Source organism: Flavobacterium piscis (assembly GCF_001686925.1).
In the GTDB taxonomy this organism is placed as follows: Bacteria; Bacteroidota; Bacteroidia; order Flavobacteriales; family Flavobacteriaceae; genus Flavobacterium; species Flavobacterium piscis.
Genome location: NZ_LVEN01000005.1, coordinates 12609 through 35187, shown reverse-complemented (window position 1 = coordinate 35187; position 22579 = coordinate 12609). Strand labels below are relative to the sequence as shown.

The 22579-nt window shown below is 34.3% G+C and carries 22 protein-coding genes; 20 read left to right on the top strand and 2 right to left on the bottom strand.

Annotated features, from left to right (window positions below; all coding sequences use genetic code 11):
* Positions 1–172: 172 nt before the first annotated feature.
* From gltB to FLP_RS03485, 20 genes are all read left to right on the top strand, one after another.
* On the top strand, positions 173–4687 hold the full coding sequence (gene gltB / locus FLP_RS03580; protein ID WP_065448166.1) for a glutamate synthase large subunit: 4515 nt from the start codon (positions 173–175) through the stop codon (positions 4685–4687).
* A gap of 106 nt (positions 4688–4793) precedes the next feature.
* Positions 4794–6248, top strand: a complete 1455-nt coding sequence (locus tag FLP_RS03575; RefSeq protein ID WP_065448165.1) for a glutamate synthase subunit beta — start codon at positions 4794–4796, stop codon at positions 6246–6248.
* 667 nt (positions 6249–6915) lie between these two features.
* A complete protein-coding gene (gene lysA / locus FLP_RS03570) occupies positions 6916–8139 on the top strand; it encodes a diaminopimelate decarboxylase (RefSeq protein ID WP_065448164.1) in 1224 nt (407 codons plus the stop codon).
* A gap of 908 nt (positions 8140–9047) precedes the next feature.
* Positions 9048–9497 (top strand): hypothetical protein, encoded by a 450-nt coding sequence (locus tag FLP_RS03565; protein ID WP_065448163.1) that lies wholly within the window; start codon positions 9048–9050, stop codon positions 9495–9497.
* 18 nt (positions 9498–9515) lie between these two features.
* The gene (locus FLP_RS03560; protein WP_165606642.1) at positions 9516–9977 is read left to right on the top strand and encodes an RDD family protein; all 462 of its coding nucleotides are present in this window, start codon (positions 9516–9518) and stop codon (positions 9975–9977) included.
* A gap of 100 nt (positions 9978–10077) precedes the next feature.
* The gene (locus tag FLP_RS03555) at positions 10078–10440 is read left to right on the top strand and encodes a hypothetical protein (RefSeq protein ID WP_065448161.1); all 363 of its coding nucleotides are present in this window, start codon (positions 10078–10080) and stop codon (positions 10438–10440) included.
* 171 nt (positions 10441–10611) lie between these two features.
* Positions 10612–11001 (top strand): VOC family protein, encoded by a 390-nt coding sequence (locus tag FLP_RS03550; RefSeq protein WP_065448288.1) that lies wholly within the window; start codon positions 10612–10614, stop codon positions 10999–11001.
* Between the two features lie 40 nt (positions 11002–11041).
* Positions 11042–11761: a PA3715 family protein gene (locus tag FLP_RS03545; protein WP_089477415.1), complete on the top strand. Its 720-nt coding sequence runs from the start codon at positions 11042–11044 to the stop codon at positions 11759–11761.
* Entirely contained in the window at positions 11742–12230 is a 489-nt protein-coding gene (locus FLP_RS03540) for a DUF2947 family protein (RefSeq protein ID WP_065448159.1), read from the top strand. Before FLP_RS03545 ends, FLP_RS03540 begins: the two co-directional genes overlap by 20 nt.
* Before the next feature lie 3 nt (positions 12231–12233).
* Positions 12234–12728: a DUF3592 domain-containing protein gene (locus tag FLP_RS03535; RefSeq protein ID WP_065448158.1), complete on the top strand. Its 495-nt coding sequence runs from the start codon at positions 12234–12236 to the stop codon at positions 12726–12728.
* A gap of 197 nt (positions 12729–12925) precedes the next feature.
* Positions 12926–14113, top strand: coding sequence for a hypothetical protein (locus tag FLP_RS03530; RefSeq protein ID WP_065448157.1), 1188 nt, complete (start codon positions 12926–12928; stop codon positions 14111–14113).
* A gap of 75 nt (positions 14114–14188) precedes the next feature.
* The gene (locus tag FLP_RS03525) at positions 14189–14956 is read left to right on the top strand and encodes an ankyrin repeat domain-containing protein (RefSeq protein ID WP_065448156.1); all 768 of its coding nucleotides are present in this window, start codon (positions 14189–14191) and stop codon (positions 14954–14956) included.
* Between the two features lie 58 nt (positions 14957–15014).
* Positions 15015–15560: a hypothetical protein gene (locus FLP_RS03520; RefSeq protein WP_065448155.1), complete on the top strand. Its 546-nt coding sequence runs from the start codon at positions 15015–15017 to the stop codon at positions 15558–15560.
* 22 nt (positions 15561–15582) lie between these two features.
* Positions 15583–16296, top strand: a complete 714-nt coding sequence (locus FLP_RS03515; RefSeq protein ID WP_065448154.1) for a M949_RS01915 family surface polysaccharide biosynthesis protein — start codon at positions 15583–15585, stop codon at positions 16294–16296.
* 214 nt (positions 16297–16510) lie between these two features.
* On the top strand, positions 16511–16837 hold the full coding sequence (locus tag FLP_RS03510) for an ArsR/SmtB family transcription factor (RefSeq protein ID WP_065448153.1): 327 nt from the start codon (positions 16511–16513) through the stop codon (positions 16835–16837).
* Complete coding sequence (locus FLP_RS03505; RefSeq protein ID WP_065448152.1) at positions 16827–17327, top strand: SRPBCC family protein; 501 nt, start codon at positions 16827–16829, stop codon at positions 17325–17327. Before FLP_RS03510 ends, FLP_RS03505 begins: the two co-directional genes overlap by 11 nt.
* Positions 17328–17377: 50 nt before the next feature.
* Positions 17378–17878: an SRPBCC family protein gene (locus FLP_RS03500; RefSeq protein WP_065448151.1), complete on the top strand. Its 501-nt coding sequence runs from the start codon at positions 17378–17380 to the stop codon at positions 17876–17878.
* Between the two features lie 204 nt (positions 17879–18082).
* Positions 18083–18640: an HD domain-containing protein gene (locus FLP_RS03495; protein WP_065448150.1), complete on the top strand. Its 558-nt coding sequence runs from the start codon at positions 18083–18085 to the stop codon at positions 18638–18640.
* 102 nt (positions 18641–18742) lie between these two features.
* Positions 18743–19615 (top strand): alpha/beta hydrolase, encoded by an 873-nt coding sequence (locus FLP_RS03490; protein ID WP_065448287.1) that lies wholly within the window; start codon positions 18743–18745, stop codon positions 19613–19615.
* Between the two features lie 41 nt (positions 19616–19656).
* Complete coding sequence (locus tag FLP_RS03485) at positions 19657–20343, top strand: GNAT family N-acetyltransferase (RefSeq protein ID WP_065448149.1); 687 nt, start codon at positions 19657–19659, stop codon at positions 20341–20343.
* A gap of 64 nt (positions 20344–20407) precedes the next feature.
* On the opposite strand, the gene ccsA is transcribed toward FLP_RS03485, so the two are convergent.
* Entirely contained in the window at positions 20408–21211 is an 804-nt protein-coding gene (gene ccsA / locus FLP_RS03480) for a cytochrome c biogenesis protein CcsA (protein ID WP_065448148.1), read from the bottom strand.
* 55 nt (positions 21212–21266) lie between these two features.
* On the bottom strand, positions 21267–22514 hold the full coding sequence (locus FLP_RS03475; RefSeq protein WP_065448147.1) for a cytochrome c biogenesis ResB family protein: 1248 nt from the start codon (positions 22512–22514) through the stop codon (positions 21267–21269).
* Positions 22515–22579 lie beyond the last annotated feature (65 nt).

The following is a 22579-nucleotide window of genomic DNA, read 5'->3' as shown; positions in this document are numbered from 1 at the left end:
TCTTAATATATTTTAAGAGCCGTTATCATTTTATCAATTCGCAATGGCTAATATAATATTATTATCAATTAAGAAGCGTTTTTCTAATATTACAATAAAAATGTAAGCCAAATTACAATTCCGATACATTATATTTAACGAAATCTTTATTTTTGTAGAAAAAATATCAAGAATGAAAGTTAAAGAACAAGGGCTTTATTTGCCTGAATTTGAACACGACAATTGTGGTGCAGGATTTATTTGTAATTTGAATGGTATTAAATCAAACGATATTATTCACAAAGCATTGGATATCTTAATAAAATTGGAACATCGTGGTGCCGTTAGTTCTGATGGAAGAACTGGAGACGGGGCTGGAATTTTATTCGATATCCCGCATGATTTTTTTAAAAAAGTATGTGACTTTGAAATCCCTGAAACACGTGAGTATGCAGTAGGAATGGTTTTTTTACCAAAAAGCAAAAACCAGGTTTCTTTTTGTATCAACGCTTTCGAATCGACTATTAAGGATCAAAACTTAAAGATCCTGGGTTGGAGAGATGTACCTGTTGAAGTAGAAAATTTAGGGCAGATTGCCGCAGAAAAAGAACCAACAGTTAAACAGGTTTTTGTTAGCAAAAACGGTCAGGATTTAACTGAAAACGAATTTAATGCAAAACTTTTTGCAGCTAGAAAAATTGCAGAACATGCCGTAAGAGGATCTAAAACCTCTGAAAGCCATATGTTTTATTTCTCTAGTTTATCGACAACTACCATAATATATAAAGGTCTATTGATGCCGGAAGACATCAGCCGTTATTATGTTGACTTAAAAGATCCAGATTTAGTGACTCGTTTGGCGTTAGTGCACCAGCGTTTCTCTACTAATACTTTCCCTTCATGGGAGTTAGCGCAGCCATTTAGATACATGTGTCATAATGGTGAAATCAATACATTACGTGGAAACGTAAGCCGTATGCGTGCTCGTGAAGAATTGATGGAAAGCAAAGTTTTTGGTAATGATATCAAAAAATTATTCCCTATTATTTTAGAAGGAAAATCAGATTCTGCTTCTATGGATATGGTGGTTGAACTTTTATTAATGACAGGTCGTTCATTGCCGGAAGCGATGATGATGGTGGTTCCTGAAGCTTGGGAAAAACACCAGACAATGTCTCCTGAAAAAAGAGCATTCTACGAATTCAACTCTTGTATCATGGAGCCTTGGGATGGTCCTGCTTCTATTCCGTTTACAGATGGTAACGTAATTGGTGCCTTACTAGACCGTAACGGATTACGTCCTTCCCGTTATACTTTAACCAAAAGCGGTTTCGTAATCATGTCATCAGAAATTGGTGTACTTGATGTTGAGCCGGAAGATGTAGTACAACACGGTCGTTTAGAACCAGGAAAAATGTTCCTTGTTGATATGAACGAAGGTCGTATTATTGAAGATGATGAAATTAAAAAAGCAATTGTAACCAAACGTCCTTATCAGGAATGGATCGATGCTAACTTGTTACAATTATCCCAAATACCTTATACCAATAATCCTACTCCTGTTGAAAAACTTGATTTTTTAACAAGACAAAAATTATTTGGTTACACTATCGAAGATTTAAAAACAATCATTAACCCTATGGGAGCTCAGGGCGCTGAAGCCATTAGCTCTATGGGTAACGATACACCATTGGCTGTATTATCAGAGCAACCACAATTGTTGTACAACTATTTCAAACAATTATTTGCTCAGGTTACCAACCCGCCTTTGGATGGTATTCGTGAAGAAATCATTACCGATATTAGTTTAGCAATTGGTGGCGATTTTAATATTTTCGAAATTGAATCTAAACAATGTAAAAAATTAAAAATCCAGAATCCTGTTATTTCTAATGAGGATTTGGATAAAATAAGAAACATTGATCACGCAGATTTCAAATCGGCTACTATTTCTACTTTATATAAAATAGAAAAAGGAGTTAACGGTTTAGAAAGAGCATTAGAAAAATGTGTTCAGGCTACTTTTAAAGCGGTTTCTGAAGGATGCAATATCATCATTTTATCAGACAGAGGCGTAAGCGAAGAATTGGCTCCAATACCAATGTTATTGGCTTGTTCTTACATTCACCACTCATTGAACATTTTACAGGTTCGTTCTAAATTCGGAATCATAATTGAATCTGCTGAACCTCGTGAACCGCATCATTTTGCTTTATTATTTGGATATGGTGCAAGTGCCATCAACCCTTACATGGTAAACGAGATCATCCACGATCAGGTAAACCAGGGATTCATTACAGGAGTAAAAGCTGATTATGCTATTGTAAATTACAACAAAGCGATTGCAAAAGGTATCCTTAAAATCATGAACAAAATTGGAATCTCTACTTTGCATTCTTACAGAGCGGCTCAAATTTTCGAGATTTTAGGTTTAAACAAAACTTTCACTAATAAATATTTCCCATTCACACCTTCAAGAATCGAAGGAATTGGTTTGATGGAAGTAGAAAAAGAAGTGAAGAAACGTTTTCAAAAAGCATTTCCAAATTCTAAAATTGCAAGTTTATTATCTTTAGAAATTGGAGGTATTTACAGATGGAGACGCGGTGGAGAAAAACACATGTTTAATCCAACTACTATTGCAAAATTACAACAGGCTGTTCGTTTAAATAGTCCTGAAAGCTATAAAGAATACTCTAATATGGTCAATGAGCAAAGCTCAAACTTAATGACTATTAGAGGTTTATTCGAATTCAACAATTTAGATCCTATTTCTATTGATGAAGTAGAGCCATGGACAGAAATTGTAAAGAAATTCAAAACGGGTGCGATGTCTTACGGATCTATCAGTAGAGAAGCGCATGAGAATTTAGCGATTGCCATGAACAGAATTGGCGGAAAAAGTAATTCTGGAGAAGGTGGAGAAGATCCAAAACGCTTCCAGAAAGAAATTAACGGAGATTCAAGAAACAGTGCGATCAAACAAGTTGCTTCGGGACGTTTTGGTGTTTCGATCAACTATTTGACAAATGCTAAAGAGATTCAGATTAAAATGGCTCAGGGTGCAAAACCTGGAGAAGGTGGACAATTACCAGGAGAAAAAGTAGTGCCTTGGATCGCTGAAACAAGAAACTCTACACCTTACGTAGGTTTGATTTCGCCTCCGCCTCACCACGATATTTACTCTATTGAGGATTTATCTCAGTTGATTTTCGACTTAAAAAACGCGAATCGTGAAGCACGTGTAAACGTAAAATTAGTTTCTGAAGTGGGAGTTGGAACTATTGCTGCAGGTGTTGCCAAAGCAAAAGCGGACGTTATCCTTATTTCAGGTTATGACGGAGGAACTGGTGCTGCACCATTAACTTCATTACAACACACTGGAATTCCGTGGGAACTTGGTTTAGCTGAAGCTCAACAAACTTTGATCTTAAATGATTTAAGAAGCCGTGTCGTTTTAGAATGTGACGGACAATTGAAAACAGGTCGTGACGTAGCAATCGCTGCATTGTTAGGAGCTGAAGAATTTGGTTTCGCTACTGCTCCGCTTGTGGCTTCCGGATGTATTATGATGAGAGCTTGTCACTTGAATACTTGTCCGGTTGGTATTGCCACTCAGGATCCTGAATTGAGAAAAAATTTCAAAGGAACTCCAGAGCATGTCATCAACTTCATGTATTTTATTGCTGAAGAATTAAGAGAAATCATGGCGCAATTAGGTTTTAGAACCTTGAAAGAAATGGTAGGTCAGTCACAAAAATTAAATGTGAACAAAGCGATCAAACATTATAAAGCAAATGGATTAGACTTGTCATCAATTCTATACAAACCGGAAAAAGCGAAAACAGAACCAAATCACAATACAACTACGCAGGATCACCAACTTGAAAATGTATTGGATTTTGATATCATTAAAGAAGCGATTCCGTCTATTTATAGAAAAGAAAAAACTAGAGTTACATTTAAAATTAAAAATACAGACCGTTCTGTAGGTGCTATTTTGAGTAATGAAATCTCAAAAATCTATGGCGCACAAGGTTTACCTGAAGACACTATTTTAGTTGATTTTGAAGGTTCTGCCGGACAAAGTTTTGGTGCTTTTGCAACAAACGGATTGTCGTTTAAAATTCACGGAAACTGTAATGATTACTTAGGAAAAGGTCTTTCTGGAGGAAAACTAATTGTAAAAGTACCTCCTACTGCAACTTTCAAACCTGAAGACAATATCATTATTGGAAACGTTGCCCTTTACGGAGCTATTACCGGAGAGGCTTATATTAATGGAATGGCCGGAGAGCGTTTTTGTGTGAGAAACTCTGGAGCAACTGCGGTTGTTGAAGGAATTGGAGATCACGGATGCGAGTACATGACCGGTGGTACTGTAATTGTTTTAGGAAAAACAGGAAGAAACTTTGCAGCTGGTATGAGCGGTGGTGTTGCTTATGTTTATGATCCTAAACAACAATTTGATGCAACATTATGCAACATGGAAATGGTTGCTTTTGATCCTATCGAACAAGAAGATGTGACGAAATTGAGAAAACTAATCAAAAATCACTCTTTGTACACCAACAGTCCATTAGCAAAAAGAATTTTAGCAGACTGGGAAAATGAACAAAACAATTTCGTAAAAGTAATGCCAACTGATTACAAAAAAGCATTACAACGAATTGCAGAAGAGAAAAAAATAGAAGAATTAATAGCTTAATAAAAATCAATTTCAAAAATCAAATTTCAATGGCAATGACAAAATACAACGTCAATAACAATTGGAATTTGGAATTTAAAGAAATTGGAATTTTAATTAAAATATCATGGGTAAAATAGGCGGATTTAAAGAATATAACAGAGCCGACGAAAGTAATTTAGCAGTTGCAGAACGTGTTTCGAACTACAACGAATTTACTATTCCGTTATCTGAAGAAAAGAAAAAAGAACAAGGTTCAAGATGTATGGATTGTGGTATTCCTTTTTGCCACAGTGCTTGTCCGTTAGGAAATTTAATTCCTGACTTCAACGACATGGTGCATCAGGAAGAATGGCAAGGTGCATTGGAGATTTTACAATCTACTAATAACTTTCCGGAATTTACAGGCCGCTTATGTCCTGCTCCATGTGAGAAATCATGTGTATTAGGAATCATCAAAGAACCGGTTGCGATCGAAAACATCGAGAAAAATATCATCGAAAGAGGTTTTGATGAAGGATGGATCAAACCACAGCCACCAAAAACAAGAACAGGAAAAACGGTTGCCGTTATCGGTTCAGGTCCTGCAGGTTTAGCAGCGGCTCAACAATTAAACAGAGCAGGTCATACTGTTACTGTTTTTGAAAGAGACAATGCTATTGGAGGTTTATTACGTTACGGAATTCCGAATTTCAAATTAGAAAAAGGAATTATCGACAGACGTGTATTAATCCTTGAAGCGGAAGGAATCACTTTCAAAACGAACGTAAATGTTGGAGTGAACTTTAGCGTTGAAGAACTAAATGCTTTTGATTCTATCGTATTATGCGGAGGAGCAACGGAAAGAAGAAGTTTGCCAACGAAAGGAATAGAAAGCAAAGGCGTTGTTCAGGCAATGGATTTCTTGACTCAGCAAACTAAAGTTTTATACGGAGAGTCAATTCCGGATCAGGTGAAAGCTACAGGAAAAGATGTAATCGTAATTGGTGGTGGTGATACAGGTTCTGACTGCGTTGGAACATCAAACAGACACGGTGCAAAATCAGTAACTAACTTTGAGATTTTACCAAAACCTCCGGTTGGAAGAAGCGAATCAACGCCTTGGCCTTTCTGGCCGTTGCAGTTGAAAACGTCATCTTCTCACGAAGAAGGTTGCGACAGAAACTGGCTGATTAATACTAAAGAATTTATTTCTAATAGCAACGGAGAATTAACCGGATTAAAAACAGTTGAAGTACAATGGAAAATGACTCCGGGTCAGCGTCCTGAATTGATCGAAAAAGAAGGTTCAGAGAAAATCTGGCCTTGCGATTTGGCTTTATTGGCTTTAGGATTTACAGGTCCTGAGAAAACTTTAAGCGAGCAATTAGGTCTTGAAGTGGATATGAGAAGTAACTATAAAGCAAAAAATTATCAAACGAATGTACCGCACATTTTCACTGCTGGTGATATGCGCAGAGGACAGTCGTTAATTGTATGGGCTATTTCAGAAGGTCGCGAAGCAGCAAGAGAAGTAGATTTGTTCTTAATGGGCTCTACCAACTTGCCAACCAAAGGAAACGGAGATTTACCAAGTCTTTAAACCTTATAACACACAACTAACAAAAGCCTCTGAATAATTCAGAGGCTTTTTTTTGCCACAGATTTCACAGATTAAAAGGATTTTTTGTTTGCCGCTAAATACACTAATTTCCACTAATTTCTTTTTTTGCTCGTTTCTAAAATTAAACATAGCCCGTGGTTTCAATCACGGAGACACAATAGATGATTACGCAATTACCAACGTTTGCCGTAATTGAAATCACCTGCTATGTTTTGAGCCTTTTGCTAAAAATCCAAAATTAAAAAATCCAATTTTCAGACATAGCGAGGTTTCAACCACGGAAACAAAATATATGGTTACGTCTAATCACAACGTCTCCCCGTGATTGAAACCACGGGCTATGTTTTATGCATTTAGCGGAAATCCAAAATAAAAATTCGTGAAAATTCGTGACTTGAGCGATAGCGACAGGCGAAGCAAATTCGTGCAAGAAAAAATAAAAAAATCTGCGCTAATCCTTTAATCTGTGGCAAAAACTTACTACCTTAGAATCTTAGCTCCTTAGAACCTTAAAAGAATTTATAAAAATTCGAAATAAAGCACTTTTTGTTCAAAAACAAACAATTTGTTACAATTTGTTATTTTTCTGCAAAAAATTTGTCGTTACTCAAAAGTGTAATAACTTTGCCCAAAATAGTTTATAAAAATGCAAGCAAAAGATTTACTGCAGTTAGCAGACCAATTTGGAAGTCCATTATATGTTTATGATGCCGAAAAAATCCAATCACAGTACAACAGGTTAACTAAAGCTTTCTCTAAGGTAGAAAACTTGAGAGTTAATTACGCCATGAAGGCATTGTCAAACGTTGCGATTCTTCAGTTATTAAAGAACATGGGGTCTGGCTTAGATACTGTATCTATTCAGGAAGTTTTATTAGGACTTCATGCTGGCTATGATCCTGACAAAATTTTCTTTACACCAAACGGAGTTTCTCTTGAAGAAATCGAAGAGGTTGCCGCAATGGGTGTACAAATCAATATTGACAACTTATCTATTCTGGAGCAATTCGGAACAAAATATCCACAAATTCCGGTATGTATTCGTATCAATCCGCACGTAATGGCGGGAGGAAATGCTAATATTTCGGTAGGACATATCGATAGTAAATTCGGAATCTCGGTACATCAAATACCGCACATTTTGCGAATTGTAGAAAATACAAAAATGAGCATCGTGGGAATTCACATGCACACAGGATCTGATATTTTAGATATCGAAGTATTCTTGTATGCTGCCGAAATCTTGTTTGATACGGCAAAACACTTCAAAGATCTTGAATTTTTAGATTTCGGAAGCGGATTTAAAGTGCCTTACAAAAAAGACGATATCGAAACTGATATTGAAGAATTAGGTAAAAAATTATCAAAAAGATTCAATGCTTTCTGTGCAGAATATGGCAGAGATTTAACTTTGATTTTCGAACCAGGAAAATTTTTGGTGAGCGAAGCAGGTCATTTCTTAGTAAAAGTAAACGTAGTAAAACAAACAACTTCAACAGTTTTTGCCGGAGTTGACAGTGGTTTCAACCACTTAATTCGTCCAATGTTGTACGGATCTTCACACCATATCGAAAACATCTCAAACCCTAAAGGAAAAGAGCGTTTTTACTCTGTGGTAGGATACATTTGCGAAACCGATACTTTTGCTAATAACCGCAGAATTTCGGAAATTACTGAAGGTGATATTTTAGCTTTCAGAAACGCCGGAGCTTACTGTTTCTCCATGTCTTCAAACTACAATTCAAGATACAAACCAGCAGAAGTTTTATGGAAAGACGGAAAAGGAATCTTAATTCGTCAACACGAAACTTTCGAAGATTTGCTTAAAAATCAAATTCCGTTGCCACAAGAAATTGCAGCAACAGTTTAAAATAAAAAAAAAGAGAATATCTATTGAATCCCGTTTCTTAATTGAGGCGGGATTTTTTTATTGTAGATTTTAGATTGCAGATTTTAGATTTTGAACCCTGTTGTCTGAGCGAAGTCGAAGCCCACGCAAAATAGCCTTACTGTTTGTCATTCTGAGGAACGAAGAATCTCCACAAGTAACTCCACAAAGACTGGACTTTGGAATTTCATTTTTTGGGCATCTCCCTTCGGGCCGGGCTTTCGGCTATATCTTTTGTTCCGTTTCACTTCACAAAAGGATACCGCCTCTATCCCTGATGCAAAATTGGTTTAATAAGAATTCACCCAAAGTAACCACAGACTTTCTCATAAAACAACAAAATTATGGATACTGAGACTTGAAATATAAATTTTACAAAAGTACAAGTTTTCAACTTTGTGCATTTTTTATGAACGAAAACGTCGCTCGTGAACATAATCCTGTCAAATAATAAAATTAAACAACTTGCAGTTATAGGCTAGACGCATGAGTGTGCGAAACTTTTAAAAATGGGCTGAAAGCCCTAAAAAGCAATAGCGTAGTGCAGCGCACTATGAATTAAATTAAAAGTGGGAATTGCCCTGAAAGGGCAAAAGAAAGTTAGAATAAAGATTTAAAGAAAAAGAGTTTTTTTTTAGAGAATATCATGCAAAATATGGTAAACGTGCTTTTTGAAATTATGCTTTCGCCCTTACAGGGCTTAAAATTATAATCGTTTTTCCCTCATAGTGCTTCGCACCATGCTATTGCTAAGGCTCTTTCAGAGCAACAAGGTTTGAGCACTTATAGCGAGACGCTCGCGGTAGCATGCTAATATTTTTTTCTCAACAAAAAATCCAAACTCAAATAAAAAAACTATTTTAGCTCGACAAACCTAACCTCAAAAACCAATGAAAATTACGATTCCCCTATCGCTATTATTCCTTTTACTTACTACCAATATATTCAGCCAAACTATTGCTGATTTAAAACTAAAACAAAAAGAAATTCCCAAAGGTTATACCTTAAATGATGGTAATATTTGTATTACACCTCAAGCCTGCACTTTCTATAATGATATCGAAACTTACAGCAACCTTGTTGGAACCTTAAAAAGTAAATCGATTCAAAGTTTTAAAAATAAAACAGATCGTGGATCTATCATGTACTTTGAATTCGAACACACTTTCAAAGGCGATAGATTTCTGCAAGGATTACTTTGGGGAAAAGAGGGTCAGCCAACAGATGAACATCCGGAAGAATATTTAGCAAAAGGGAAGTTTTTAATTATTTGGAGTTTTCGTCCAGACAGCACTTTAAAGGAAAAATCTGAAACTAAGATAGAAGGAATTTTAAAGTAAGCAAATATGACACAGCAAATGGAACAAGAAAAAATTGCTACAAAACCAAATCTTAGAAAAAGAATATTTGCAGGATTAATTGACTATTCTTTAATGTTTGGAATGTCTGTGGTTATGTTTATCTATTTTGGAGAAGAAACTTCAACGGGATACAAACTAGAGGGATTTCCGGCATTAACAACGTCACTAATTTGGTGTTTTTATATGATTGGATTTGAATTAAAATTTGGAGGTACTCTTGGTAATCTTGTGTTTGATTTACAAGTTGTTTCGATACGGGATAACAGTACTTCAAGTTTAACTGTTGGACAATCCTTTAAAAGACATTTGGTAGATTTATTAGACATCTGGTTTTTTGGACTACTGGGAATATTATTGATAAAAAACACAAAATATAATCAAAGACTTGGAGATTTGTGGGCAAAAACAATTGTAATCGATTCAACAGATAGTCAGCAATTTTATAAGCGCTTTATTTAAACTTCGCAGCAACACAATACACAAAAAACGTTTTTTAAATCTACCTTAATTACAGCTTCATTTTTAATTCGTAATTTCGCCAAAGCAAAATAAATTTCAAATGAAACCACAAATAAGAATTCTAATTTATTCGATCCTATTTTTTTTATACCTTTCTACAACTTCACCTTTACTTTCGCTAGGAGAATTATTAAAAACAGATCCCTACATTACTTTAGGCTGTGGTTTTGCCGTTTTAAATCTCATTTACACTTTCTTCGCTCTCAAGTGGACACATTTATTGAATATCATTTGTTCTATCGCAATTGCAGCAGCATCTTTATTTTTAGCGGTACAATTTGCCAATTTACATTTGCTGGCAAAATACGATCCGTATTTGGTAAAGACAGCAATATTTACCAATGCTGTTTTATCAATATTATTTTGGGAAATTGTTTATCAGGTAAAAAGTAGAAAATCATAAGACATACCAAATGTTAGACGCACTGCTGTGTGTGTCTACGATTAAAATTGGCGTATAATTTATCATTACATTGTCAATTTCAATCTATAAAAATGTACTACAGCACATCCCCGAGCCTCTCTTAATTTTAAATTTCATAAATTTATATAGTTTTACTCTAAAATGAATCTTATGAAAACTAATAAAATATGGGCCAATTTAGGCGTAGAAGATCTGCAACGAACAACAAAATTTTATAGCGAATTAGGTTTTAAACCCAACGGAACAAATACAGAACTAACCAGTTTTATGTTTGGCGAGGATGATTTTATCATTCATTTTTTTATCAAAGAGCGATTTAAATGGGCGGTCAATGATGAGGTAGCCGATTTGAAACTAGGAAGTGAAATTATATTTTCTCTCTCGGCCGAAAGTGTAGACGAAGTACATCAATGGCTGTTGGCTGTTAAAAATGCCGGTGGAAGAATATTTGCTGAACCTCAAAGTTTTGAAAAAGGATATTTCTTTGGTTTTGCTGATCCGGATGGGCATAAATTTAATGTTTTGTATTGGCCACAGTAAATCACAAAGCCTTCTTTAAATAAAAACAGAATATGTATCCATGAAAAAATATCTATTTGCCTTTATACTTTGTTCTCAATTTTCGTTTTCACAAAGTACAGATCACTTAAATACTGTTTTGAAACAGCTTAAAATTAAAAAAAGCGAAATGCATCAGGAACTTTTTACTCAAAAAATCTTGCCGTATGATAAAAGCAAAAGCGTCTTAGTGATTCCTAAGTATAATATAAACGAGCAGGATAATGAAGGTCATGATTATTTTGTGTTGGATGCTTATATCATTGTGATCGATAATGCGACAGGAAAAATAATCTCTCAATTTATTGAACCCAATGCATGGACATCTGATGCATTAGTGTTAAGCAGTATTTCGATAGATACCGGATTATATCATCTTAATACAACTACCAGAGCGTTTGGTATTAGAGTATCTTATAACGGCAGCAGCAGGCCTAATCCTTTTAGTGAAACTCACTTATCATTATACATTATAGACAAAAATTCTTTGAAACCGGTACTTAAAAATTATTCTATTTCGCGATCTGGCGGAGAATGGGATACCAATTGCGCAGGAGAATTTGAAGATCGCAATTCGGTTTTTGATATAAGCAAAGCGCAAATCCATAATTATAATACTATTGTGGTAAAAACTACCATTGTAAAAAGTATAAGCACTCCTACAATTGATGATTGTGTCTCTAAGGAAACCACTAAGAAGGAGACATCAAAATTAATTTTTAATGGAAAAGAATATAAATAAATATGAGGCTCTGGAAAAATTCCATTATTTTAAAAATGAATATTGCGAACCTCAATTAACCCCTATTGACAAACCTGAGATAAAGGCTTTGAGTGATGATTATTGTGCTACGCTTTGGACTGAATATGTTTCGGAAAATAAAAAACATTTGATGCTTATCAATCATCCGGAAGAATGGAAAATAAAAAATGAGGTTAAAAAAGAATACAATTGGCAAAACGATTGGAATGAATCTCATATTGACGCATTCGACAAAAACGTAAAAAATCTTATGGACTGGAAAGAAGATGATTCAATTATCTTCTTTTGGAATAAATCTTCGGGAATAGAAACTAAATGGCGCTTAATTTGCAAATACTGGATTTCGTTTTTATATGAAGATGAGGCCACTATTATCATCAATACTGAAAGTAAAAAAGTGATTATTTTAAGTACAAACGGAAATTTATCAATTGCTGATCGTATATAAATAATGGAAACTGCATCATTGCTATGGAAATCAACTTGGGATATTTTACTCATTATTATAGGATTAGTATTATTATTTATCGCTTTTAGAACTTTACTAAAAGAAGATAAAATTATAAAAAACGGCATAAAAACAACAGCAACAGTTATCGGTTTTAGCACTGAAAAGTCTTTATCAGAAAATGAAACATCTCTCAAAATACCACTTTTTATATTTTATGATAGCTCAAATAAACAGATAAATATAAAAGGAAAAAGCAACTCTATTTGCACGATGTGCGAAACAACGCCGATTTACTACAATCCAACAAAACCTGAAACTGAATATTATTTGCCTAAAAAAGATTTTTTAGTGAAATTTTTATTCTTTTTTATTGGTTTATTTTTCCTCTGTTTAGGTATCTATTATTTACGTACGCATAATATGGAATTCGATAGCTTTTATAATGAGATAGAAAAAAATTTATCATTGGTTTTTTCTGAAAAGGTTTTCGACTAATGAAAACTAAACGTTTAATCTAGCCCCGATAGAGCCGGTATCCTCGCATCCCGATGGCTATCGGGATAAGAGATAAAGGCGAAAGCGGGACGGGTGGTTTTTATGAAAACTGAAAATTATGCTCCTGAAAATTAATCAAAAAAAGGCATAGTTGTTGAATGTTAAAAAAGATATATTTACACCTTCAAAAAAATACTATGCAAAAAATTACTTTACTGCTTTCTATATTATTTTTAGCACTTTCGTCATGTGGTGTAAAAACTACTCAGTCCTTATTAAGCGACGGAAATTATGATGCTGCAATAGATCGCGCAGTTGATGCCCTAAAAACCAAAAAGGACTCGAAAGGAAAACAAGATTATGTGTTTTTGCTCGAAGAAGCTTTTGCAAAAGCAAAGGACCGGGATTTGCGCAATCTTGATTTGATGATAAAAGAAGCTACTCCAGCTAACGCAGAACGAGTTTACAATACTTATTTGCAATTGAATAATCGTCAGGAAAAAATTAGACCGTTACTACCTTTGCCTTTACTAAAACAGGGAAAAAGTGCTTCGTTTGTATTTGATAATTATTCAGATAAGATTGTGAGCAGCAAAATTGCGCTTACGAAATATTTGTACGAAAGTGCTTCGGCGCTTTTAAAATCAAAAAACAAACTGGATTTTAGAAAAGCATATGATGATTTTTTGTATTTGGAAAGCCTGAGTCCAAATTATAAAAACACCAGAAAATTGATGGAGGATGCACAGTTTAAAGGAACTGATTTTGTGGATGTTTACGCCAAAAACGAGACCAATATGGTGATTCCGAAAGTGCTTCAGGATGATTTACTGGATTTTAAAACCTACGGATTAAATGATAAATGGACGGTTTACCACAACTTAAGACAAAAAAACGTTACGTATGATTATAGCCTTGTGATCAATTTCAGACAAATTAATATTTCGCCGGAACAAATTAAGGAAAAGGAATTCATAAAAGAAAGACAGGTAAAAGATGGGGTAAAAACACTATTAGACAGCAGAGGAAGACCTGTAAAAGATAGTTTGGGCAAAGAAATAAAAGTAGATAACTACAGAATGCTTCGTGCGAATGTGTATGAGTTTAGACAATTTAAATCTTGTCAGATAATGGCACAAGTAGACTATATAGATGTGAAAACAAATCAGTTACTAGAATCTTTTCCGGTGACGAGCGAATTTATTTTTGAGAATATTTATTCGACTTACAAAGGAGACAGAAGTGCTTGCGAGGAGAATTATATGTCATATTTTAATAAACGCGCGGTGCCATTCCCAAACAATGAGCAAATGGTTTTTGATACGGGAGAAGATTTAAAAGCGAGACTTAAAAATATTATTGTCAGTAATAAATTTAGGGGATAAAATCATTATCCGAAATTTCGATATGAATTTTAGAATATTTTCGGCATGCTAAAAAATAAAAATATAAGCTTAGTTATGAAAAAAATAAAACTGATTGCGCTATCCCTCCTGGTCTTTTCTTTGAGTAGTTGTTTTTCAGAATCAAAACCAAAACAAGTTGTTCCTTCACCAGAAGTTGTGGATGAATTTTATGATGCTGTTTTTGCAAATAATACTCAAAAAGCACTAAAAATGATTGGTGCAAAATTCCCTGCCAACTATGAACCAAAGAATAAAATAGCACCTCTTCAGGCAGCCATCTGGCAAAATAATCTCGCGGTGGTTAAGGCTCTTGTAGAAGGCGGAGCGGTTATTAACAAACCTAAAAGCGACGAATCGTATGTTGAAACTGCGGCTGATAAAGGAACTTTGGAAATCTTGAAATACCTAATACAAAAAGGAGGAAATCTAAGCAACTCTGATGCTTTTAACACGGCCGGTTTTGGTAATTTTTACGACTGTGCAAAACTGCTTTTATTAAAAGGTGCCAATCAGGAAAAAGGAGGTATTCGAGGAAAATTTCATGTATTTGAAGAAGCTGTAAGAAGGTCTGATTATGAGGTTTTGAATGCTTTAAAATTCAATAAAGGCGATATAGATTATCATAATTACGACGGAGAAACGGCAATGATAATTGCTGTAAAAAAGAATAATCTGGAAATGTTGAAATACCTTTTGAAAAAAGGTGCAGATAAAAACAAACCTGAAACTTTTGATGCCGGAGATGACATTTCGTACGGAGAAAAACCAATTCAAATTGCAACAAAAATGAAATTTACAGAGATTGTTAGACTGCTGAAATAAGTTTTTCTTTAGATTCCCTTCTTTAAAAATACTATTCCATTCAAAAAAGAAACAAATCATGAAATTTAGAATTTTGATCTTTATTGCGGTTCTTTTCATTTCCTGCAAAAAAGAAGAGAAACAACAAACAGCAATAAAAACTGTAAAAACGGATAGTATAAAAAAGCCCGCTGAAAGTGTAAATAATACTGACACCATTGTTATTTCGACAAAGCATAAAGTAAATAAAATTACCTGTGATCTTGACGGAGATAATATCAATGAAACTGTCGAAATTGTACGAAGTACAAATAGCAGAAAAAGCGGTTTAAGAATAACATTTGGTAACAGTAAAAAAACCGATTATTTAGGATTAGGAAATAATGTTCTGCAACAGGGTTTTGATGAAATTGACTGGGCAGGAATATTCGAAAAAGCGCCTAAAATTGAGGTTTATTGGAATAACGTAAGTGACGATGGCGAAATAATGGGCGACGAAGAAATCAAGGAAGAAGATAAAATAAAACTCCCGAATGACGGAATATTTATTCATGCCGAAGAAAGCTGCGGAGGCGGCGTGATTTATATGAAAGACGGGAAATACGAATGGATTCAGCAGGAATAAATCATTTTTAAAAAACTTTTCTATGAAAAATATTGTCTTTTTATGCCTCTTACTTATTTCTTTTTCCAGCTGTAAATCAGATCAAAAAGAGCCTTTAAAAGAAGCTGAAACCTCATCATTAAAAGAAGAAGTTAAAGATTATTCTTTAGTAGTCAACAAAATTGATTCTACTCAGTTTCCGGCTTCTATAAAATACGAAGGTTTTATTAAAAATGCTGTTAGATGGAAAGATAAATCCGGTGATAATATTGTAATTACAACCGAAACCGGAATCTACAGAAATGAAAAACTGAAACATGAATTTGAAGATAGCAGTGATGCTGAATTATATGCCTATCATTTTATACTATCAAATGATAAAGCAACGCAAACTTGGAGAGTGAAGGATTTTATTGCCGATTGTCCGGTTGACATTACTGCTTCTTTTGTTAAAAATACTTTTAAAATCACGGACTTAAATAAAAACGGCATTGCTGAAGTATGGCTCATGTATAAAACCGTTTGCCATGGTGATGTGAGTCCGTCTAACATGAAAATAATCATGTACGAAGGAAATAATAAATATGCCATGCGCGGAGAAAACAAAGTTCAGGTTGGTAGTGATGTACACGATAAGTCATCCTTTATTGGCGGTGAATATAAATTGGATGTCAACTTTAAAAATGGCCCGAAAGTATTCAAAGAATATGCTCAAAATTTGTGGAAAGAAAATCTCATGGAAAAATGGGATAACTAAAATATATTGGGTAAGTCCTGACACACAAAATCCGAATCGCTACTCGCTTTTTCATTCGATTATTTTAAAATTTCAAATACTATTAAAGACGCAGCATTGCGTCTTTTTTTTGTTTCGACCAATCTATTTCAAAAAAAACAAAAAAATATCACTCAAAATCAATATATTATGTATATTTGCAACTGATTGGTTGCTAATTAAAACACATCAAAAAATGAAACGAGATATTTTTCAGGCTATTGCTGACCCAACCCGCAGGGCTATTTTAGTATTGGTGGCTACAAATGCACTAACACCCAACGCGATTGCAGAGCAATTTAATACCACAAGACAGGCCGTTTCTAAACACATCAAAATCCTTAATGAATGCGACTTATTAGCCGAGAAAAAAATAGGCCGTGAGATATATTATCAACTCAAAATTGACAAAATGAAAGAAGTTGACAAATGGCTCGAACAGTTTAAAGCAATTTGGGAAAATCGTTTCAGTCAGCTCGATCAGGTATTAATGAATTTAAAATCTAAAGAAAATGAAATCTAATCTTTTAATGAATTTTTCCGTGAATAAAGAGACTATCACGGTAAATATAAAACGGGAGTTCAATGCATCGCTTGCCAATGTTTGGTCGGCATGGACAGAAGCTGAAATTTTAGATCAATGGTGGGCTCCTGCCCCATTTACATCTAAAACAAAACGTATGGATTTTACAGAAGGCGGACATAGATTGTACGCCATGGTTGGGCCAGAAAATCAGGAACGATGGGGTATTCTAGATTATACTTCGATTTCTCCAAAAACCAATTTTAAATACGCTTCTACCTTTTGTGATGCTGAAGGCAATCCGGATTCAATTTTTGGAAGTTCTTATTGGAGTGTCAATTTCTCTGAGCAAGGAGATTCCGTAATTGTTGATATTGAAATCAAACGAGATAGCTTATCTGATTTAGAAAAAATAATCGAAATGGGCTTTAAAGAAGGCTTTACAAGCACTTTGGAAACTTTGGATAAAATCCTTGAAGCACAAAAGTAAACAGTGCAATAAGCCAGGTAAAATAGTAATGAATTTAAAATCTTAAGAAAATGAAATCTAACTTATTAATGAATTTTACTGTAAACAAAGAAACCAGTACGGTAAATGTAAAACGTGAGTTCAATGCATCACTTGCCAACGTTTGGTCGGCTTGGACAGAACCTGAAATTTTAGATCAATGGTGGGCTCCTGCTCCATGGAAATCAAAAACAAAAAGAATGGAATTTAAAGAAGGCGGACAAAGGCTTTACGCAATGATTGGCCCTAAAGGCGAAGAACATTGGGCTTTGGCTGATTTTACTTCGATAACTCCAAAAACAAATTTTAAATATTTGGATGCTTTTAGTGACAATGAAGGAAATTTAAATACAGATTTTCCACGCTCTGCCTGGGATGTAAATTTTTCAGAACAAGGCAATTCAACAATTGTAGACATCGCTATTCAACACGAAAACTTATCCGATTTAGAGAAGATTATCGAAATGGGGTTCAAAGAAGGCTTCACTATTGCCATGGAAGGTTTGGACAAAATTTTTGCTTCGAAAGCTTAATCTTTATTTTGTATTTATGAAATCCCTTTTCGATTGAAACGGGATTTTTTATTCAGGCTATTAAAGTTGTATTCTGATTAAAACTCAGTAAAATCAATCATTTTAGATAATCCTAAATTTAATTTGTATTTTCGTGTAACAGAAATATTCTATCAAACTGCGAGGCTCGCAAACTGCAAAATATTTACCCTTTGAAAAAATAATATGATCAACATACAAACGCTTTATCAAAAAGCAATAAAATTTGCAGCAAAAAGACACGCAGATATCAATCAATTAATTCCGGGAACTAACTTACCATATGTTGTTCATTTAAGCAATGTAGCTATGGAAATTTTGATTGCTTCACAAAACACAAAAGAGTTTAATACTGAATTTGCTGTTCAGGTGGCATTACTTCATGATATTTTAGAAGATACCAATGTCACATTTGATGAACTTTCTCAAGAATTTAGTCCAGAAATTGCTCAGGCTGTTTTAGCATTGACAAAGAATACCACAATTCCAAAAGAAGACAGAATGAGCGATAGTCTACATCGTATCAAACAACTAACAAAAGAAGTTTGGGCTGTAAAACTGGCGGACAGAATAACAAATCTACAAACTCCACCACAACTTTGGAGCATAGAAAAAATTAGTGAATATCAAAAAGAAGCGATTCAGATAGGTGATGCTTTAAAAGGCAGTAACGATTTTTTAGAAAAAAGACTTCAGGAAAAAATTGTCGATTATTTAGAATACTGCGTTAGCTCTCATAACTAAAATTAGACAATCAATAAATAAAGAAATAGGAGCTGTCACCACTGCTTAAACAATATTTTAAGTCTATTATGAGAAATCATGTTAGCTGTAAAACACCATAAAATGAATAAAATTATTGCCATTACTTTTCTCCTTTTTTCCTCAACAATATCATTTAGTCAAACCAATAAATCTAAAGCAACAGATACCAGTAAGCCTTTTGTATTAGGTGTTATAGATGAGATAGAATCGAAAGAACTTGGAGAAAAAAGAATCCTGAACATTTATCTTCCTGAAGGTTATAAAGCTGATGATTCAACTAAATATCCTGTAATTTATTTATTAGATGGCTCGGCCGATGAAGATTTTATTCATATTGCTGGTTTGGTACAATTTAATAGTTTCGAATGGGTCAATCAGGTTCCGAAATCAATTGTGGTGGGAATTGCAACGGTTGACAGAAGGAGAGATTTCACCTTTCCAACCGCTATAGAAAAAGATCAAAAACGTTTTGCAACTTCCGGACATTCTGATAAGTTCATTGCTTTTATCGAAAAAGAATTACAGCCTTTTATAGATAAAAAATACAAAACAAACGATTCTAAAACTATCATAGGACAATCTTTAGGGGGATTATTGGAAACCGAAATTTTATTAAAGAAGCCGACACTTTTTAATAAGTACGTTATTGTTAGCCCAAGTATTTGGTGGAATAATGGGTCTATTTTGAATCAGGATAGTGTTATTTTTCAGGAAAATTTCAATCAAAACACTGAAATTTATATCGCGGTAGGCAAAGAGGGCCTTACCCCTACCGAAATTCCACGAGTGATGGAAGTAGATGCTAACTTAATAAGTGAAAAAATTAAGGCATCAAAAAGTAAAAATATAAAAGTTTATTTTGATTATTTCCCTCTCGAAAATCATGGCACTATTTTGCATCCCGCAGTTTCAAATTCTTTCAAATTCTTTTATCCAATAAAAGACAAAGAGTAAAAAGTATTTTTAAGATTTATCAAAAGATAAAATTTATAAGAATGAAAATTATACAAGAAAACAAACTAGACAATCCAGTTTGGAATTCACTTTCAGAAACTCATGGAGGTTCTGTTTTGGATTACGGAAACACCAAATTTTACAATCCTGATTATTGTCCTTTTGGAGGTTTTATAAATCCCGAAAGTACTTTAGATGCATCAGATCAATATTCGACATTAGCAGAAAATTTCTTTATTGTTGGAGAAAAACCTGAAATATCGAAATCATTAAAAATTGTAAAAGAATTAGTTTGCCTGCAAATGATTATTTACAATAAAATAGAAGTATCAATAACTGAAGACATTGTAAAACTTACCGAAGAACATAATGACAAATTGGTGCATTTGGTGAACTTAGTGCAACCGGGATATTTTAAAAACAAAACAGCTTCATTAGGTAATTATTACGGAATTTTTAAGGAAGATCAATTGGTTGCTATTACAGGCGAGCGAATGAAAATGAATGATTTTACAGAAGTCAGCGCTATTATTACCCATCCTGACCATATTGGAAAAGGCTACGCAAAACAATTAATTGCTCATTGCGTGAATAACATTTTCAGCGAAAATAAAATTCCGTATTTACACGTAGTCGAAAGTAATATTGGAGCAATTGGGCTATATGAAAAGTTAGGTTTTGTAACAAGAAGGAAAATGAGTTTTTGGAATATCTCTAAAAATCAATAGAGAGATAGAATTAATAAAAAGGAGCAGAAATTTCTACAATAAATTTTCTGCTCCTTTTTTTATTTTACCCATTTGTGTAAGTGTGAACACTTTGTGCCGAAGATGGCATATAATTCACCCCAAACCAGCAAAGCAACAATACCACAAACGCCAGCGCCAAGGTTATCAAAACTGGTTTAACACTATCCGGATAACGGTAATGCATGTGTATGTAAATTAAATAGCCTAACCAGGTAAGCATTGCCCATGTTTCTTTTGGGTCCCAGGTCCAGTAATGTCCCCAGGCTTCTTTTGCCCATAAAGCTCCAAACAATAAACCTAACGAAAGAAAACCAAAACCTACATAAACTAAATTATTGGCCAAATGAAGAATATTGCTTTTATACTTGCCCCTATAAAATTCGAATAATCCGTAACACGCCACAATTGATGATGCCGCGAGTAAGGCATACGAAAATATGTACACTAAAACATGAGGCACAAACCAAACACTTTGCAAAGCCGGCATTAAGGCTTTGTTATACGTATCCGGATTAAAGTAATTGATGGTTAGAAATACGGTTGCCATTACTAAGCTATAATTGAGCAGCCATTTATATTGCCACCTGATATAAGTTATTATTCCAATAACAGGTAAAAAGACAGCATACCAAAGTCTTGTTTCGCCCAGAGTACGCATGGGCGGACGTCCTAAATTTTGCCATAGGTTATACGTAAACACCACCATAGACAAACCTCCCAATACTGCGAAAAGTAGAATAAGTAACATTTTATTGCGCTTCAGTTTTATAACCTGAAGCAGCATGCAAATTAGCCAGCAAATAATGGCGATAAAAGCATAATGAGAAAAATAGATCCAGTAATTCATTTAAAAAATCTTTATTTATATATAATTCAAACATCAATTCATACTCATAATCGAGCTAAATCACAGTTCCTCTTCCTTTAAATATCAAATAAGCCGCCCCAATAATCATCATAAAAATACCGGAATAGACAACGGGCAACCAAGGATCACGTACCAATTCTACGACACTTAATCTAGACCATTTTCCAAACTTTTCGTCATAACTTAACTGGTATACTTTCCATCCTCCAACTTTATAAGGTTTGTTGACTTCGATTACAGTTTTGTCGTTTTTACCATCTTTTACATATACATTTACATGCGAACTGTATTTTTTGGCCTCTGGCTGCAACATTACAATGGCCTCTTTATCATTCAATTGCAAATAAGAATATTCGGTTGCAAAACTACCGCAACTGATCCATGCAGTAGTGTCTATCGTTGCAGATTTTACTTCGACCAGAGCTGCCGGCGTTGCACCTTCTTCATTAACGGGAAAATAACCGTTTCCTGTAAACTTGCTGTCTTCAATATAATTAACAATCTTAATTTTATAACCTTTGTAATCGTAGCTATCTCCTTTGCTAATCATTCGTAGCGCATTGACTCCTTTTGTCTCAATACTGTTGTTTGTAATATCAGCTAAAGCCAATTTTGGAGTAAAGGTTTCCATATCAAAACTGGTAAGTTCAAAAGCAATTGGCATTGGTACCATTACACCTTCTTCATTTTCGGCTCCCCACACCAATTGATTTTCGTACAATTTCATCGTGTACCGCTGTAAATCGCCACTTCCCAGAATACCGGCAGTCATTGCTATAAAAAGTCCTAAGTGATTTAGTATAAAACCCCAATTTTTCCATTGCCATGGTGTCATTCTATTAAGAGTTGCAAGACCCAGCGTAGTAAGAAAATACAATTGGGCTATAATAAACGGCCAGCTTGTTAGTACAAAAGAAAAACCAAATACATCTGGTTTTACGCCCTCAACAAAATTTTGTTGAGGAAGCGTTCCCATAATAATTGCCTGTATCAAAACTAAAACAATAGCACTTACAGATGCAGGAACAGATCTTAGCCATTTTACCCACGGATGCGTTCTACTCGTAAAATGCAGCAAGAGCAGCATTGCTATAAACAAGGCTCCAATTATATAATTTACAGGAGCACTTACAGCTTTTATACTTGTTCTTGTAGTAATTTGTAAAAGGTATCCGGTTATCAGCAATCCAGCGGCAATTATAAAAGATTCTTTATAATCCCACGGAAATTGCCAAAGTTTCTTTTTAGCAATTTTCTGATTTTCTAAATTAACTATTCTCATTCTTATTTTGAATTTGAAACATTTAACCTGAAAAGGGTTTCATACAAATTATCAAAATTTGTACG

Bases quoted from the DNA above. Each gene is read 5' to 3' on its own strand.
- gltB (WP_065448166.1), top strand. From the start codon at position 173: ATGAAAGTTAAAGAACAAGGGCTTTATTTGCCTGAATTTGAACACGAC.
- FLP_RS03575 (WP_065448165.1), top strand. From the start codon at position 4,794: ATGGGTAAAATAGGCGGATTTAAAGAATATAACAGAGCCGACGAAAGT.
- lysA (WP_065448164.1), top strand. From the start codon at position 6,916: ATGCAAGCAAAAGATTTACTGCAGTTAGCAGACCAATTTGGAAGTCCA.
- FLP_RS03565 (WP_065448163.1), top strand. From the start codon at position 9,048: ATGAAAATTACGATTCCCCTATCGCTATTATTCCTTTTACTTACTACC.
- FLP_RS03560 (WP_165606642.1), top strand. From the start codon at position 9,516: ATGGAACAAGAAAAAATTGCTACAAAACCAAATCTTAGAAAAAGAATA.
- FLP_RS03555 (WP_065448161.1), top strand. From the start codon at position 10,078: ATGAAACCACAAATAAGAATTCTAATTTATTCGATCCTATTTTTTTTA.
- FLP_RS03550 (WP_065448288.1), top strand. From the start codon at position 10,612: ATGAAAACTAATAAAATATGGGCCAATTTAGGCGTAGAAGATCTGCAA.
- FLP_RS03545 (WP_089477415.1), top strand. From the start codon at position 11,042: ATGAAAAAATATCTATTTGCCTTTATACTTTGTTCTCAATTTTCGTTT.
- FLP_RS03540 (WP_065448159.1), top strand. From the start codon at position 11,742: ATGGAAAAGAATATAAATAAATATGAGGCTCTGGAAAAATTCCATTAT.
- FLP_RS03535 (WP_065448158.1), top strand. From the start codon at position 12,234: ATGGAAACTGCATCATTGCTATGGAAATCAACTTGGGATATTTTACTC.
- FLP_RS03530 (WP_065448157.1), top strand. From the start codon at position 12,926: ATGCAAAAAATTACTTTACTGCTTTCTATATTATTTTTAGCACTTTCG.
- FLP_RS03525 (WP_065448156.1), top strand. From the start codon at position 14,189: ATGAAAAAAATAAAACTGATTGCGCTATCCCTCCTGGTCTTTTCTTTG.
- FLP_RS03520 (WP_065448155.1), top strand. From the start codon at position 15,015: ATGAAATTTAGAATTTTGATCTTTATTGCGGTTCTTTTCATTTCCTGC.
- FLP_RS03515 (WP_065448154.1), top strand. From the start codon at position 15,583: ATGAAAAATATTGTCTTTTTATGCCTCTTACTTATTTCTTTTTCCAGC.
- FLP_RS03510 (WP_065448153.1), top strand. From the start codon at position 16,511: ATGAAACGAGATATTTTTCAGGCTATTGCTGACCCAACCCGCAGGGCT.
- FLP_RS03505 (WP_065448152.1), top strand. From the start codon at position 16,827: ATGAAATCTAATCTTTTAATGAATTTTTCCGTGAATAAAGAGACTATC.
- FLP_RS03500 (WP_065448151.1), top strand. From the start codon at position 17,378: ATGAAATCTAACTTATTAATGAATTTTACTGTAAACAAAGAAACCAGT.
- FLP_RS03495 (WP_065448150.1), top strand. From the start codon at position 18,083: ATGATCAACATACAAACGCTTTATCAAAAAGCAATAAAATTTGCAGCA.
- FLP_RS03490 (WP_065448287.1), top strand. From the start codon at position 18,743: ATGAATAAAATTATTGCCATTACTTTTCTCCTTTTTTCCTCAACAATA.
- FLP_RS03485 (WP_065448149.1), top strand. From the start codon at position 19,657: ATGAAAATTATACAAGAAAACAAACTAGACAATCCAGTTTGGAATTCA.
- ccsA (WP_065448148.1), bottom strand. From the start codon at position 21,211: ATGAATTACTGGATCTATTTTTCTCATTATGCTTTTATCGCCATTATT.
- FLP_RS03475 (WP_065448147.1), bottom strand. From the start codon at position 22,514: ATGAGAATAGTTAATTTAGAAAATCAGAAAATTGCTAAAAAGAAACTT.